The organism is Bacillus sp. LBG-1-113 (genome assembly GCF_020708615.1).
In the GTDB taxonomy this organism is placed as follows: Bacteria; Bacillota; Bacilli; order Bacillales; family Bacillaceae; genus Bacillus; species Bacillus mojavensis.
In genome coordinates, this window is sequence record NZ_JAJFDG010000002.1 from 150,797 (window position 1) to 164,513 (window position 13,717).

At 45.9% G+C, this 13,717-nt stretch carries 13 protein-coding genes and 1 pseudogene; 6 read left to right on the plus strand and 8 right to left on the minus strand.

Annotated elements, in window-relative coordinates; all coding sequences use genetic code 11:
- Positions 1-44: 44 nt before the first annotated feature.
- Together LJF29_RS06850 and LJF29_RS06855 are read left to right on the plus strand one after the other, a co-directional pair.
- Positions 45-689 (plus strand): SDR family oxidoreductase, encoded by a 645-nt coding sequence (locus LJF29_RS06850; protein WP_229147735.1) that lies wholly within the window; start codon positions 45-47, stop codon positions 687-689.
- A 117-nt stretch (positions 690-806) separates the two neighbouring features.
- Positions 807-2,348, plus strand: coding sequence for a fatty acid--CoA ligase family protein (locus tag LJF29_RS06855; protein WP_229147737.1), 1,542 nt, complete (start codon positions 807-809; stop codon positions 2,346-2,348).
- Between the two features lie 39 nt (positions 2,349-2,387).
- Here LJF29_RS06855 and LJF29_RS06860 read toward each other — a convergent pair whose 3' ends face one another.
- Positions 2,388-2,783 (minus strand): hypothetical protein, encoded by a 396-nt coding sequence (locus LJF29_RS06860; protein ID WP_229147739.1) that lies wholly within the window; start codon positions 2,781-2,783, stop codon positions 2,388-2,390.
- Between the two features lie 142 nt (positions 2,784-2,925).
- Here LJF29_RS06860 and LJF29_RS06865 point away from each other — a divergent pair, with 142 nt between their 5' ends.
- Positions 2,926-4,215 carry a M48 family metallopeptidase gene (locus LJF29_RS06865; RefSeq protein WP_229147740.1) on the plus strand — a complete coding sequence of 430 codons (1,290 nt, stop codon included), beginning with the start codon at positions 2,926-2,928 and terminating at the stop codon, positions 4,213-4,215.
- A gap of 42 nt (positions 4,216-4,257) precedes the next feature.
- On the opposite strand, the gene aprE is transcribed toward LJF29_RS06865, so the two are convergent.
- Positions 4,258-5,403 (minus strand): subtilisin AprE, encoded by a 1,146-nt coding sequence (gene aprE, locus LJF29_RS06870; protein WP_010333625.1) that lies wholly within the window; start codon positions 5,401-5,403, stop codon positions 4,258-4,260.
- Between the two features lie 442 nt (positions 5,404-5,845).
- On the opposite strand from aprE, the gene LJF29_RS06875 reads away from it, so the two are divergent.
- The 3 genes from LJF29_RS06875 to LJF29_RS06885 all read left to right on the plus strand — a co-directional run bounded on the left by LJF29_RS06875 (position 5,846) and on the right by LJF29_RS06885 (position 8,587).
- Positions 5,846-6,295: a GNAT family N-acetyltransferase gene (locus LJF29_RS06875; protein WP_229147742.1), complete on the plus strand. Its 450-nt coding sequence runs from the start codon at positions 5,846-5,848 to the stop codon at positions 6,293-6,295.
- A 71-nt stretch (positions 6,296-6,366) separates the two neighbouring features.
- Positions 6,367-7,359: an NADPH:quinone oxidoreductase family protein gene (locus tag LJF29_RS06880; protein WP_168747346.1), complete on the plus strand. Its 993-nt coding sequence runs from the start codon at positions 6,367-6,369 to the stop codon at positions 7,357-7,359.
- A 256-nt stretch (positions 7,360-7,615) separates the two neighbouring features.
- Positions 7,616-8,587: an ABC transporter substrate-binding protein gene (locus LJF29_RS06885; protein WP_229147743.1), complete on the plus strand. Its 972-nt coding sequence runs from the start codon at positions 7,616-7,618 to the stop codon at positions 8,585-8,587.
- A 29-nt stretch (positions 8,588-8,616) separates the two neighbouring features.
- Here the strand turns inward: LJF29_RS06885 and LJF29_RS06890 are convergent, their stop codons facing one another.
- The 6 genes and pseudogenes from LJF29_RS06890 to LJF29_RS21290 all read right to left on the minus strand — a co-directional run.
- On the minus strand, positions 8,617-9,198 hold the full coding sequence (locus LJF29_RS06890; protein WP_229147745.1) for a histidine phosphatase family protein: 582 nt from the start codon (positions 9,196-9,198) through the stop codon (positions 8,617-8,619).
- Between the two features lie 70 nt (positions 9,199-9,268).
- A complete protein-coding gene (locus LJF29_RS06895; RefSeq protein ID WP_229147747.1) occupies positions 9,269-10,363 on the minus strand; it encodes an acetyl-CoA C-acyltransferase in 1,095 nt (364 codons plus the stop codon).
- Complete coding sequence (locus LJF29_RS06900; protein WP_229147748.1) at positions 10,360-11,799, minus strand: acyl-CoA synthetase; 1,440 nt, start codon at positions 11,797-11,799, stop codon at positions 10,360-10,362. Before LJF29_RS06900 ends, LJF29_RS06895 begins: the two co-directional genes overlap by 4 nt.
- A gap of 6 nt (positions 11,800-11,805) precedes the next feature.
- Positions 11,806-12,363, minus strand: a complete 558-nt coding sequence (locus tag LJF29_RS06905) for a biotin transporter BioY (protein WP_010333633.1) — start codon at positions 12,361-12,363, stop codon at positions 11,806-11,808.
- Positions 12,364-12,496: 133 nt separating this feature from the next.
- On the minus strand, positions 12,497-13,012 hold the full coding sequence (locus LJF29_RS21285) for a methyl-accepting chemotaxis protein (RefSeq protein WP_411802034.1): 516 nt from the start codon (positions 13,010-13,012) through the stop codon (positions 12,497-12,499).
- Positions 13,013-13,300: 288 nt separating this feature from the next.
- Positions 13,301-13,678, minus strand: a pseudogene (locus tag LJF29_RS21290) (protoglobin domain-containing protein); the annotation flags it as partial.
- Positions 13,679-13,717 lie beyond the last annotated feature (39 nt).

Genomic DNA, 13,717 nt, shown 5'->3' on the forward strand with positions numbered 1-13,717 from the left:
AAGGAAATTTGTGTTTTGAAATAATGGAGGCAGGAGGGATTCACATGAAAGTGTTTTTAATCGGAGCGAACGGACAAATCGGACAAAGACTTGTTTCTTTATTCAAAGAGAATGCTGATCATTCCGTCAGAGCGATGGTCAGAAAAGAAGAACAGAAAGCATCTTTGGAGGCGGCCGGCGCGGAAGCTGTGCTAGCAAATCTAGAAGGAAGCCCGGAAGAAATCGCAGCCGCGGCAAAAGGCTGTGATGCGATTATTTTTACGGCGGGTTCCGGGGGCAGCACAGGCTATGACAAAACGCTGCTGGTGGATCTTGACGGAGCGGCAAAAGCAATAGAGGCTGCGGAAATCGCGGGAATCAAACGTTTTATTATGGTCAGCGCCCTGCAGGCCCACCGCCGTGAAAATTGGAATGAGGCACTTAAACCTTATTACGTGGCCAAGCATTATGCTGATAAAATTCTGGAATCCAGCGGCTTAGCCTATACGATTATTCGTCCGGGAGGCCTTCGCAATGAACCGGGAACAGGAACGGTTTCCGCAGCTCCAGATCTAGAGCGGGGTTATATATCACGTGAAGATGTTGCGGCTGCAGTCATTGCCTCTTTAGATGAGACCAACACGGAAAATCGGGCTTTTGATCTGACTGAAGGAGATACACCGATTGCCGAAGCTTTGAAGAATCTATAACAGTACTGACACTCGGGGCTTTTTGCTCTTGAGTGTTTTTTTGTGTTTCTCTATAATGAAGAGGAAAGCTTATCTTCAATAATGAATGACTACTCATTCACTTTAAGGGGTGGGAGAATGAATCTGGTTTCGAAATTAGAAGAGACAGCATCTGAGAAGCCGGACAGCATCGCATGCAGGTTTAGGGATCAAGTGATTACTTACAAGGAACTGAATGACAATATTCAGCGTTTTGCGGATGGCCTTCAGGAAGCGGGTATGGAAAAAGGGGACCATCTTGCTTTGCTGCTTGGCAATTCGCCTGATTTTGTCATCGCATTTTTCGGCGCATTAAAGGCTGGTATTGTGGTGGTGCCGATTAATCCGACGTACACGCCGACAGAAATCGGCTATATGCTGACAAACGGTGATGTCAAAGCAATCGTAGGAGTAGATCAGCTTTTGCCGATTTATGAAAGCATGCATGAATCTTTGCCAAAGGTCGAACTCGTCATTTTATGCCGGACGGGAGAAAATGAGCCGGAAGCTTCAGATCCCGAGGTCAGAATGAAAATGACAACGTTTACAAAATTGTTCCGTCCGACACCCGGTGCTGCACGCCATCCAGAGCTTGTACCTGATGATACAGCGGTTATTTTATATACATCAGGAACAACGGGAAAACCGAAAGGCGCGATGCTGACCCACCAGAATTTGTTCAGCAATGCAAACGATGTCGCCGGGTATTTGGGAATGGATGAGAGAGACAATATAGTCTGCGCTCTTCCGATGTTTCATGTTTTTTGCTTAACTGTCTGCATGAATGCTCCGCTGATGAGCGGCGCATGCGTGCTGATTGAACCGCAGTTCAGCCCTGCATCTGTCTTTAAGCTTGTAAAGCAGCAGCAGGCAACCATTTTTGCCGGCGTGCCTACGATGTATAATTATTTATTCCAGTATGAAGAAGGCAAGGCAGATGATTTTTCTTCTATTCGGCTGTGCATCTCGGGTGGCGCAGCTATGCCGGTCGCGCTGCTTACAGCATTTGAAGAGAAATTCGGCGTAACCATTTTGGAGGGCTACGGGCTTTCAGAAGCATCGCCGGTCACATGCTTTAACCCGTTTGACAGAGGGAGAAAACCAGGCTCCATCGGGACAAGTATTTTGCACGTCGAAAACAAGGTTGTCGATCCGCTCGGACGTGAAGTCCCTGATCACCAGGTGGGCGAATTGATCGTAAAAGGGCCCAATGTGATGAAGGGCTATTATAATATGCCGATGGAAACGAAGCACGCCTTAAAGGACGGGTGGCTCTATACGGGAGACCTGGCAAGGCGGGATGAGAATGGTTATTTTTACATTGTAGACCGGAAAAAAGACATGATTATTGTAGGCGGGTACAATGTGTATCCGCGTGAAGTGGAAGAGGTGCTGTACAGCCACCCGGACGTAAAGGAGGCTGTTGTCATCGGCGTGCCTGATGCTGAAAGCGGCGAAGCGGTAAAGGGGTATGTCGTACCGAAACGGTCTGGTGTCACAGAAGCAGAAATGATGGCGCATTGCGAAAAGCATCTGGTAAAATACAAACGGCCTGCCGCGATCATCTTTCTTGATGACATTCCGAAAAATGCGACAGGCAAAATGCTCAGACGGGCGCTGAAAGACATGTTGCCTCATTAATGTGAGAAAAGCGAAGCAGCGGGCTTCGCTTTTTCATTTTTAATCCTTTGCTTCTTTTTTAATGATGTTTTGCAGCGCTTTGGTATCGTTTCGCGTTAATTTGTAATACGTGCCGTCTTTCAAAAAAACGGCTTGCTGGCTATTGTCAATCCATAATCTGAATGAGTCAAATCTGTCTTTATGAAATTTTACCGTGCCTTCATAATCAGGAGCTGATGTTTTCTCAGTTTTCAGCTGTTTTCCCTGATTCATAATGTCCAGCATATCTTTGACGTGCTGTCTTTTTTCGATTTCAATCTTTTCCCGCCCGTCTGAAGACAGGGTGATCAATTCCGCATCGACCGATTGATACACATCGCCTGACCGGCTGTAAAGGTAGAAAAATGCAATAAACACAAGACCGATAACCACGATAGCTGCTACTAATTTTTTCATCTGCATCACTCCAAACATTTGCTAGTTTCTCCATCAGTGGGTGATTCCATGCGGAAAAGTCCGAACTCACAGCTTGGTTCTAAGAAATTGGATTTATGATTACAATAGAAGTAATGGATCTAGATGTGAGGAGTGAGGCGTTATGCGCAAGTGGATTGCGGGTGCAGGGCTTGCATATGTGCTGTATGGGATTTTTTTCTATTGGTATTTCTTTATGTCCGGCGATTCCGCTGTGCCGGAGGCCGTGAAAGGAACACAGGCTGACCCGGCTTCTTTCATGAAGCCGTCTCAATTGGCTGTCGCCGAACAGTATTCTGACGTGAAGAACTTTTTATTTTTTATCAGTATTCCTCTTGATTGGTTTCTGTTTTTTGTATTGCTGGTCAGCGGCGTTTCAAAGAAAATCAAGAAATGGATGGAAGCGGCCGTGCCCTTTCGTTTTTTGAAGATCATTGGTTTTGTGTTTGTGCTTTCGCTTATCACAACGTTAGTGACGCTGCCTTTAGATTGGATAGGCTATCAGGTATCGCTTGATTACAATATTTCGACGCAGACAGCCTCTAGCTGGGCTAAGGATCAGGTCATAGACTTTTGGATCAGTTTTCCGATCTTTACGCTCTGCGTTCTCGTGTTTTATTGGCTGATCAAAAAGCATGAAAAAAAATGGTGGTTTTACGCCTGGCTGTTAACAGTGCCGTTTTCGCTGTTTCTGTTTTTTATTCAGCCGGTGATTATTGATCCTTTATACAACGATTTTTATCCATTGAAAAACAAAGAGCTGGAAAGCAAAATTTTAGCACTGGCAGATGAAGCCGATATCCCGGCTGATCATGTGTATGAAGTGAATATGTCAGAAAAAACAACCGCGCTTAATGCCTATGTGACAGGAATTGGGGCCAATAAGCGGATTGTTCTGTGGGATACAACGCTGAATAAACTCGACGATTCGGAAATTCTCTTTATTATGGGGCACGAAATGGGCCATTATGTCATGAAGCACGTGTATATCGGATTGGCCGGCTATTTAATCGTGTCGCTAGCGGGATTTTATATGGTTGATAAGCTTTACAAGCGGGGGGTACGCTTTGCACGAAATCTGTTTCATGTAGAGGGCCGGCATGATCTTGCGGCATTGCCGCTGTTATTGCTTATCGTGTCTGTTTTGAGTTTTGCCGTTACGCCTTTTTCTAATGCCGTTTCCCGTTATCAGGAGAATAAGGCAGACCAATATGGAATTGAGCTGACAGGGGACAGCGAAGCCGCAGTCAGAACGTTTCAGGATTTGGCTGTTACGGGGCTGAGCCAGGTTGATCCGCCTTTTCTCGTGAAACTTTTCAGAGGGAGCCATCCTTCGATCATGGAGCGGATTCAACATGCGGAAACCGATGAAAATACATCAGAACACCCGGCCTCAGAACAGGGGGCCGATTAATAAAAAAGAAGCAGGTATGGAGTGGCCTGCTTCTTTTTTATCTTATTGTGCAGCTGCTTGTACGTTGATTAACCCTTTTCCATAGTAGAAAGAGCTTCCAAGGTATGTTGCAGTGCTTTCTAAACGATCACGGACTTGCGCGTTTGTCCAAGTCGGGTGCTTAGAAAGAATTAACGCTGCTGCTCCGGCAACGTGAGGAGTCGCCATTGACGTTCCGTTGTAAGCGCCGTAAGTGCCTCCAGGCAGTGTGCTTTGGATGGATACGCCAGGAGCCATCACATCAAGCTCAGAACCTGCGCTTGAGAATGAAGCTCTTTGGTTGCTGCTGTTTACTGCGCCTACCGCAATAGTAGAAGGATATTTTGCAGGGTAGCCGACTGTGCTTGTGCTGCCTGAACTTCCTTCGTTTCCGGCTGCGGCAACAACGACGATACCGCTTGCAACCGCTTTATCGACTACTGTTTTCAACGCTGTAGACCCAGTAGGTCCGCCAAGGCTCATGTTGATGACATCCATGTTGTTAGAAATCGCCCATTCAATGCCGTTAATAATCCAGCTGTATTGGCCGCTTCCTGTAGAATCAAGCACTTTTACTGCATATAACGATGCGCTAGGCGCTACGCCCAGAACACCAATTGTGTTATTAAGAGCGGCAACAGTACCGGCTACATGTGTGCCGTGAGAACTGCCGTCTTGGTATGGGTTTGTTTCAGAAGGTACGAAGCTTGCCCCGCCTCGAACGTTTAAGTCAGGATGAGAAGAGTCAATTCCGCTGTCGATGACAGCTACTTTTACATTAGAGCCTGTGTAGCCTTGAGAGTGAAGAGCCGGCGCTTTAATTTGAGAAATGCCGTAAGGAACAGATTGCGCATATTCATGTGCAACATGATCTTCTTCCACATAAGCAACACTCGGATCTTTTTTCAGTTCTTTTACAGCTTTTTCATCCAATGTTGCCGCGGCTGCATTTACATACTTAAATTGCTTTTGAACTTTCCCGCCTTTTTCAGAAATAACATCTTTTTTCTTGGCGGTGCTCATAGCCCCCATTGTCTGTTTAAATCCGACAATGTACTTCTTTTCTTCACTGTTTTTTCCGGCAGCCTGTGCAGACATGTTGCTGAATGCCATCGTGAAGATTAGCGTGAACGCAAACAACAAGCTGATCCACAATTTTTTGCTTCTCACTCTTTACCCTCTCCTTTTACAATTTCAGAGCAGCCTATTGATAGACTATTCTGTGAATTTATTGTAATAGATTGGATAATATTTTAGTAGACCCATTTTTTTGAGATTGTTTTATTTCTATTTAGGTATATCATCTCTCGCTATTTTTATAGTGGCTCGAAATAACTGTATACATACAGAAAAGAACGAAAATAGACATGAGTAAATAATCATTATGTTGAAATTTCATGTTTTTTCAGGTTAAATTCTCCCGCGACCAGAAAGAACCCTGTCGAATAAATCAGTTCCAATGACCTGCATGTTTTTCTTTGAGATCAATGGATATTATCGTGATATTTTTTCCATGCATGCTGAAAAAAGTATTCTGAACAATGTGGTTTACAGAAAATTCTATTAAATATAAAATGAAATTCTTAACAACATATAGAGAGAAGGAAAAGGGATGAACATTCGACAAGCTGAAACAGCAGATGCGGCAGCCGTTGCGCCGCTTTTTAATCAGTACCGGGAATTTTATAAGCAGGCGTCTGATCTGGAAGGAGCAGAGGCTTTTTTGAAAGCACGCCTGGAAAATAAAGAGTCTGCTATTTTTATCGCGGAAGAAAATGGGGAATTCATAGGTTTTACACAGCTTTACCCAGCCTTTTCTTCCGTGGCTATGAAAAGAATCTACATATTAAATGATTTATTTGTCGCTCCTTCTGTACGAAAAAAGGGAGTTGGCCGGCGGCTGCTTTCCGCTGCAAAGGATTACGCCTCGGAAAACGGAGCGAAATGTGTAAAGCTGCAGACGGAACATCACAACCGGACGGCAAGAAGTTTATATGAGCAAAACGGCTATGAAGAGGAGTCGGCATTTGTGCATTACAGTCTTAATGTGCCGGAGAAGTGAAAATAGAGGCCTCATGATTTGGTTTTTTGGCTGATGTTCGGTTACGATAAAGATGAAAAGGAGTGTGCCGAATGTCAACGTTATTTCAAGCATTGCTGGCAGAAAAAAATGCAGATGATGTTTCAGTCAATGTCAAAACCATATCAACAGAGGATTTGCCGAAAGACGGCGTGCTGATTAAAACAGCATATTCTGGCATCAACTACAAAGACGGCTTGGCCGGAAAAGCAGGCGGGAATATTGTTAGAGAATATCCGCTTATTTTAGGCATTGATGCCGCAGGTACGGTTGTCTCTTCAAATGATCCGCGTTTTGCCGAAGGAGATGAAGTCATTGCGACAAGCTATGAGCTTGGTGTCTCACGCCATGGCGGATTAAGCGAATATGTTTCAGTGCCTGGCGACTGGCTGGTGCCTTTGCCAAAGAACCTTTCGCTGCAGGAAGCGATGGCGTACGGAACGGCGGGGTTTACAGCGGCGTTATCTGTCCATCGTCTTGAACAGAACGGACTCTCTCCTGAAAAAGGGAGCGTGCTTGTCACCGGAGCAACCGGCGGTGTCGGCGGAATTGCAATATCGATGCTCAGCAAACGCGGCTACAATGTGGTCGCAAGCACAGGAAACCGGGAGGCGGCTGACTATTTGAAGCGGCTCGGTGCTGATGAAGTGATCAGCAGGGAAGATGTCTATGATGGAAAACGTAAGGCGCTGTCCAAGCAGCAATGGCAAGGAGCCGTTGATCCTGTCGGCGGGAAGCAGCTTGCCTCGCTTTTAAGCAAAATTCAATACGGCGGATCTGTCGCAGTCAGCGGTTTAACGGGCGGGGGAGAGGTTCCTGCAACGGTGTATCCGTTTATTCTTCGCGGAGTCAGTCTGCTGGGAATCGATTCAGTGTACTGTCCGATGGATGTCAGAGCCGCTGTTTGGGAGCGCATGTCTTCTGATCTCAAGCCTGATCAGCTGCTGACCATCGTAGACAAGGAAGTCTCTTTAACAGAAGCACCTGATGCGTTAAACGATATTTTGCAAAATCACATTCAAGGAAGGGTCCTTGTAAAACTGTAAAATAAGAAGTTTCGGCTTGCAGAAAAAAAGATGCTATTTCTGCAAGCTTTTTTGTTTGTCTAGAATATACAAGTTCATTCATAGCTTCTGTATCACATGAAAGCATATCCGTTTTAAACATTCCTCCCAATCGTCACCCCATTCCAAATGAAACTTTCTATTCTGATTTTCAATAATAATAGTGATAATGATTATCATTCCGTGTTATACTATCTTTTGGACACCTCAATTGAGATACAGGAGAGACTGGAATATTATGAAAAAAACACTGATTATTCTTACAGTTTTACTTCTTTCTGTCTTGACGGCGGCTTGTTCTTCTTCAGCCGGCAATCAAAACAGTGAAGAAAATAAAGTAGCGGTAACACATGATTTAGGGAAAACGAACGTGCCTGAGCATCCGAAGCGGGTCGTTGTGCTTGAGCTTGGCTTCATCGACACTTTGCTTGATCTCGGCATTACGCCTATTGGAGTGGCGGATGACAATAAAGCGAAGCAGCTGATCAACACGGATGTACTGAAAAAAATTGACGGCTACACATCTGTCGGCACACGATCACAGCCAAGCATGGAAAAAATTTCTTCGCTAAAACCCGATTTAATTATTGCGGACACGACTCGTCATAAGAAAGTATATGATCAGCTGAAAAACATCGCGCCGACGATCGCGCTTAATAATTTAAATGCTGATTATCAGGATACAATTGACGTTTCGCTTACCATTGCAAAAGCAGTCGGCAAAGAGAAGGATATGGAGAAAAAGCTGACAGCGCATGAAGAAAAACTGAATGACACAAAGAGAAAGATCAGTGCGAACAGCCAATCTGTGCTTTTGATTGGAAATACAAATGACACGATTATGGCCAGAGATGAAAATTTCTTCACATCGAGACTTTTAACACAAGTCGGCTATCAATATGCGATCAGCACGTCCGATAACAAAAAAACCGGTAATGGCGGCGACTCTGTGAACATGAAAATGACACTTGAGCAGCTGCTGAAAACAGACCCGGATGTAATCATCCTGATGACAGGAAAAACAGACGATATTGACGCGGACGGCAAACGGCCGATCGAAAAAAACGTTCTGTGGAAGAAGCTGAAGGCAGTGAAAAACGGACATGTGTACCATGTTGACCGTCAGGTATGGTCTCTGCGCCGCAGTGTGGATGGAGCGAATGCCATTTTAGATGAGCTTCAAAATGATATGGCAGCGGAAAATAAATAAAAAAAAGACAGGCAAACGCCTGTCTTTTCTTATTGAATAAAACCGGATAAGTGGCTATTGATGTTATAATCTTTAATTTTCCATTTTTCTTCTGCAAATTCAATGTTGCTGAGGCAGGCATTGACAAGGCGCGTATTTTGAAGCTCGGGATCACCGCCGGAAATCTCTGTCAGCAGTGCGTGAATCGCTGCGCCGTGCGCGACAATCAGTACCTTTTGATTTGGATATGCGTGATTTACTTTTACCAATCCGCCCATCAGCCTGTCCGTGAGCTCTTCCAGCGTTTCCATGTTTGGATAGTTCTTGTCCGGATAGCGCTTTGTCCGTTCTTCAAGCGGCATCCCCTCCGCGTCCCCGTAATCACGCTCCTTAAAGTCATCCATCTCGACGATAGGAAGATTGAGGTATTCATTAATAATGTCCGCGGTTCTTCTGGCTCTTTTCAGCGGGCTGGTGACAATGATATCCCAAGAGAAATCTTTTAAGTATTCTCCGGTTTCCTTTGCCTGGCATTCGCCTGTCTTGTTCAGCGGGATATCTGTTTTCCCTTGGCATTTTTGCTGCAGGTTCCAATCGGTTTCTCCGTGTCTTACTAAGCAAACGGCTGTCATAAAATCCCCTTCCTGACTTTGATCTTATCGTTATTATACTAAATCAGAGGCATGCATCCTATGAAAAAGCCTATGCCAACACCTCAAATAATAAAGCCAAACCGATTCCGCCGCCGCTTCCGATGGCAGCGACAGCATATTGACAGCCTGTCCGTCTTTGCGCCTCATGAAACAATCTGGTGACCAGTGCAGCCCCGGAAGCGCCGTAAGGATGGCCGAGAGCTAATGCGCCGCCCCGCACATTGATTTTCGAATAGGGAATACCAAGTTCTTGTGAGCAGACGCATATTTTAACGGCAAAGGCTTCGTTGATTTCGTATAAACCGATATCGTCAGTCGTCAGCGCGTTTGCAGCTAAAAGCTTTCTGATCGCTTCAACCGGAGCGGCGGACGGATAGTTGGGATGAATGCCGCTAACGGCGCTTCCGATATAGCGCAGCACAGGTTTATAGCCGAGGGATGCAGCTTTTTTCTCTTCCATGACAAGGAGTGCAGCCGCCCCATCTGATATGCCGCTGCTGTTGGCGGCTGTAACCGTTCCGGAGCTGGTGTCAAACACCGGCTTTGCACGAGAAATGATTGCTTCCATCGGCCGTCTTTTCAAGAAAGCTTCGTCTGATTCCAACTCCCCGAGAGGAACAATCTCTTCACGGTACAATCCTTCGGTATGAGCACTCCAGCTGCGGTGATAGCTGTGAAGCGCGTATTCGTCCTGTATGCTTCTTGGGATGGCATAGCGTGCTGCTGTATATTCGGCCGCCATGCCCATATCGGGATCACCAACAGTGTCCGGTGAAAAGCGGGCTCTTTCTGAAAAAGGAGATCGGCTGCTGCTTTCTGAGCCGCCTGCGATATAAATGTTTCCGGCACCCGCTTTGATAAGATTGCATGCGGAACGCACTGCTTCAAGCCCTGAGCCGCATTGTCTGTCAATTGTCATGCCGGGAACAGATAAAGGAAGTCCGGCTTGAAGTGCTGACAGCCGGGCGAGGTTGCCGCCTCTGCCAGTGGCGTTTCCCAAAATCACTTCATCGATTTGATCCTCTAACTTTCGGCCGAGACAGCTGATGAGAGGAGCGGCCAAATCCTCCGGCAGAAACTGCTTCAGCAGTCCGTTTTCTTTTCCGAAAATCGTTCGTTTTGCATCTGCAATCACCGCGTTCAATCCACCATACCCCGCAGCCATTTTTTTACGCTGGAACGGGCAATTTTGCCGCTGTTAGTTTCCGGCATACAGTCTGTAAACACCCATTTTTTCGGGATTTTGTAGGATGCCAGTTTCTGCTTGCACCAGGCTTTCAGTTTTTTGGTGTCTGTATTCCCGCAAATGACGGCCGCTGCGATTTCTCCCCAATACTCGTCCGGAATGCCCGCCACAGCTGCTTTTTCAACCTCTGGGCAGGAGAGAAGCACACGCTCAACTTCTTCAGGGAATATATTTAATCCGCCATATACGATCATTCCGTTTTCTCGTCCTGCAATGTACAGAAATCCCTCTTCATCAACATAGCCCATGTCATCTACTGTCATCCATTCCGATTGATCTGGTGTGCGGCTGTTTACATAGCCTGAGAACTTCATCGGGCTTTTGACGAATATTTTCCCGATTTCCCCCGGCTGACAGAGGTCCCCGGCGGCGCTGCGAATCTCTATGCGGACATTATGAAAAGGGCGGCCCGCTGAATGAGGTTTTCGTTTGCTGTCTTCCGGTGAGAGATACGCCACAAAACTAAGCTCAGATGTGCCGTAAAAATCGTACAGCTTCAAATGAGGCCATTTGGCTGCGAGCTTCTCCTTGGATGCTGCCGGCCAGTCCGCTCCCGATGAAATGATTGTAATGGAGCTGTCAGGAAAAGCGTGAATGTTGGCGAGGGCATCTGTCATTGTCGGTACGGTATAGAGTACGCTGATGGATTTCTGTGTGAACCACTCCTTCGTTTGAGCGGGAATGAATTTTTTAAGCAAACAAACGGTTCCCCCGAGATACAGAGTGCTGACAGCGCCGTATAAAAAGTGAGAAGACATTAACGTTCCCGGAATCAGAACTTTGTCATTTGAGGAGACCGAAAAATCTGTTTCTGTACAATGAAAGCTTTCAACCCAAGAGCGGTGAGAGCGCGTAAATGCTTTCGGCTTGCCTGTTGAGCCGGACGTAAAGCCCATATAAAAGGGAAGCTCAGGGTCAACGGCTGGAGCCGGATCAGCGGATGCCTCAGCGATATGCGCCATACAGTCTTCCAGCCAAACAACGGGTGTCAGACTATCTGTCAGTTTGTTTTTAAAAAGAGATGAAGCCACCACAAAATCAGCACCGCTTACTGCCAGCCGCTCCCCGCATTCAGCCGCACTCCAGCGTGTATCAATGGGAACCGCCGTACACCCGGCCGCGGCAGCTCCGGCAAATAGCTGTAAAAATGCAAGGCTGTTTGGGAGCAGGATGGCTACACGTTTTGGAACGTTTGGCTGTGTCCGCAGCCAATTGGCGGTTTGGGTGACCAGCCGATTCCAATCCCGATATGTAATATGTTCAGATTCAGTCTGGATTGCAATCCGGCTTGGATTTTTATCGGCAAAGGATCTATATGTATGTGTAATGGGCACAGAATGTCAGCCTCCTTTTGTATACATCGTATCAGAAAGAGACAAGGCTTGGGTGATTTTAATGGCAAGCAGCGCAGATGCTGCCGCTTTTAATAAATCGCCGGGCACAAATGAAAGACTTATAAAACCCGCCTGTAACAGATCCATATGCATGATAAAAGCCTGTACAGGAATCCCAAGCAGGTAAATAAAGGCGATGCCGAATACAATATGAATGAAAAAGAGACGGAACACCGTTACCTTACGCAGTCTGTGAACGGTTAGGCTGATCAGCCATGAGGCGAACGGATAAGCCATCAGAAAACCCGCGCTCGGTCCGAAAAAAACGCCAAACCCGCCACGGCCGCCGGGCAATAACGGTGCTCCAAAGGCGACGAGCAGCAAAAAGACAAGCTGGCTTAAAAAAGCGGCTTTGGGTCTGAGGATGCTGCCGGCCAGCATAACACCGAGCGTCTGCAGCGTAATGGGAACGGGTGTAAAGGATAAGAAAAGAGGGGGGATAAAGCCAAGCACTGCCATCAGTGCAGTAAAGATTGCAATGTGCATCATGTCTATTAATTTCATATGAAACCCTCCAGCAACGAATAAAATATGGTTCTACAATAAATGCAGACAGCATTTATGTCAACTGAATATTGATGAAGGTTTACAAAGGGGCGTAAAAAAACCGGCCCCGCGTTCGGCCGGTTTTTGATGATTATTCTTCTGTAAGTATGACAAGCGAATCAACAGAAGCAGCCACATGAGAAACGGCGCGGCTGACTTCCTGGAGCCCTCCGAGAAAGGCTTGCAGATCGACGTCAATTTTTCCGGATTGTTCTTTGCTGACTTTCATGCTGTGAACGATTTCATCGAATAAACGGTTAATTTGTGTCATTTTTTCTTTGCTTTCGCTGACAAGCCCGTTCACGTCTTTAATATGCTTCGACACGATGTTGATTTGTGTATTGGTGTTGTTCACAAGCTCGGACACTGTAGAAACGGTTTTTTTCGTATCTTCAGACAGCTTCCGCACTTCATTGGCCACAACGGCAAAGCCTTTGCCGTGTTCGCCTGCACGGGCTGATTCAATAGATGCGTTTAGTGACAGAAGATTCGTTTGTTCGGCAATGCCTGTGACGATGCCGAAGATTTTTTCAATTTGCTGTGCGATTTCATCCAGCTTGACCATTTCTTTTTCGATTTGGACGAGGCTCGTATCGATTCGATTCATCTGTTTTTGCTGGATTTCAAGCTCTTTTTTCCCGCCGATCGACTTTTCTTCAACGGTGCTGGATGTGACTGTGCCGGCTTTGGATGCTTCGGAAATGCCTTCAGATTTGTCAACAAGCTCTTGAACGGATCTGCTCGTTTCTGAAAACAGATTTGCGATCGACCCGGAGGTTTCTTGGATTTTCTGATGCAGAAGATTTTTCTTTTCCTCTTGTTCATCGCGAGTTTTGTTGTACTCAGCTTGAAACGCTTCAAGAACAAGCTGCTGTTCCAAGTTTAAGATTTTGGTTGTCGCTTTGATTGCTTTCAGCAGTTCATGGTGATCTGAAATTGATTTTTCATAAATATCAATCATTGATAGAAGCAATTCCTGAAACGCCCCCATGTACCATTTTGGCAGAAGGCCGATTCGTAAATGGATAGAAGCAATTTTATTTCGTTTTTCAATGAATTCATCATCAATGACACCGGCAAACATTTCCTGAATATGCCGTTTTAACGTTTGTTTTAAGCGGTCAACTGAGCTGTGGTCGTTAATAATATCCATTAATGAGCTCTCATGGTCGAGGTTTTTATAGAAAGCGTCCACGATGTAAACAATGTTTTCTTGGATTAAGGGCTGAAGCTCCTGCAGCACGTGCAGCTCTGGGTCTCCCAGTCTGACCATTTTGAGCTGTTTTTTCACATCTGAGAACTTGTTTGTGAG